Raw genomic sequence first — 1,538 nt, forward strand, 5'->3', positions numbered from 1 at the left:
AGATCCGGCAACGCCTTCGCACCCGCCGCCGAGGCCAGCTTCGCCGGGTACTCCTCATTCGGGTACGCGGTCACCTGCACCTGGTTCTTGTGCGTGGCGTTGTACGCGGCCGCGAAGGCCTTCGACTGGGTCTCGGTCGCGGCCCGGGTCCACAGGGTGAGCGTCGCGCCACTGTCGGGGTCGGCGGGGGTGGCGGGGGCTTTGTCATCGCCGCAGGCGGCGGTGACCAAGAGTAACGCGGCAGCGACGGTGCTGCTCATCCAGCGTTTCACGGCGGTTCCTTCCGTTGGGTGTTCATTCTTTGTGAGCGTTCTCAAGATGCAAGGGGTGCGGTGGAACTTCGTACGATCAGGCTCGGGACGGTGCGGTGTTCGCCGCCCCGCCGCGTGCCTGTCGAGATCTGGTCGACGAGCAGGGCCAGGCTGTGCCGGCCCAGCTCGGCGAAGTCCTGCCGGACGGTGGTCAGCGGGGGGAGCAGGTAGGGCGACTCGGGCACGTTGTCGAAACCCACGACGCTGACGTCGCGGGGCACCGACCGGCCGGCCTCGTGCAGCGCCCGCAGCACACCGATGGCCATCTGATCGTTGGCGCAGAACACCGCCGTCACCTCCGCCCGGGCGGCCAGGTCCCAGCCGGCGGCGTAACCGGCCGCGGCGCTCCAGTCGCCGGCGAGGGGCGGAGGCGCTGGCCGTCCGGCCTCGTCCAGCGCGGCCCGCCATCCGGCCAGCCGCTCGCGCGCCTCGGGCCAGTTCGCCGGGCCGGCGACGTGGTGGACGGTGCGGTGGCCCAGCTCGAGCAGGTGCCGGGTGGCCAGGGCGGCGCCGGCGGTGTTGTCGACGGCGACGGTCGGCACCTCCTCCTGCTCGCCGGCGCCGATGCCGACCACGACGATCGGCACCTCGAGTGGCTCCTGGCGCAGCGCCGTCCACGCCGCCGCGACGGGCGCGAGCGTGACGATGCCCTCGACGGCCTGCTCGCGCAGGCGCCGCACGGCCTCGCGGACCTGTGGTACATCGGGCTCCCGGGCACTGGCGATACTGACGAAATAGTCGGCCTCCCGGGCCGCCCGCTCGATGGCATGCACCATGAACGACGGCCCGAAGAGGGTCGTGTCGAACGTGACCAGCCCCACCGTCTGCGATCGGTTCGTGGCCAGGGTCCGGGCCGCGACGTTGGGCTGGTAGTCCAGCGCCCGCATCGCCGCCAGGACCCGGGCCCGGGTCTCCGACCGGACGTTCGGATGGTCGTTGACCACCCGCGAGACGGTCTGGTGGGAGACCCCGGCGAGATTGGCGACGTCCCGCATCGCCGGAGGTCTCCGCACGGTGTGCATGCTCAGCCGTCGGCGGGGTTGCGCGAGTGCCGGCGGTGGCGGGGTCGCGGTGGGGTGTGCGGCGCGTCGGCGCGCCAGGAGTTGGGGGCGGTAGTCAACGCGCATGCCCGGGGGTGTGGCATCGCGTCACCTCCATTCAGGACGGGATGGTGGGCAGCCAGACGCGCATGGTCGACGGGCCGCGCCGGGCCCAGCGGTGGTAGGG

Annotated in this window: 2 protein-coding genes and 1 pseudogene; all 3 read right to left on the reverse strand. The window is 72.6% G+C overall.

What is annotated here, in order from left to right; genetic code table 11:
* Positions 1–272: pseudogene (locus ACGFI8_RS47975) on the reverse strand (sugar ABC transporter substrate-binding protein); the annotation flags it as partial.
* A gap of 41 nt (positions 273–313) precedes the next feature.
* Positions 314–1,333, reverse strand: coding sequence for a LacI family DNA-binding transcriptional regulator (locus ACGFI8_RS47980; RefSeq protein ID WP_392815816.1), 1,020 nt, complete (start codon positions 1,331–1,333; stop codon positions 314–316).
* A gap of 136 nt (positions 1,334–1,469) precedes the next feature.
* Positions 1,470–1,538: hypothetical protein (locus ACGFI8_RS47985; RefSeq protein WP_392815772.1), on the reverse strand; the 69-nt coding region annotated here is incomplete at its 5' end.

This window comes from Dactylosporangium sp. NPDC048998, from assembly GCF_043197855.1.
GTDB lineage: Bacteria > Actinomycetota > Actinomycetes > Mycobacteriales > Micromonosporaceae > Dactylosporangium.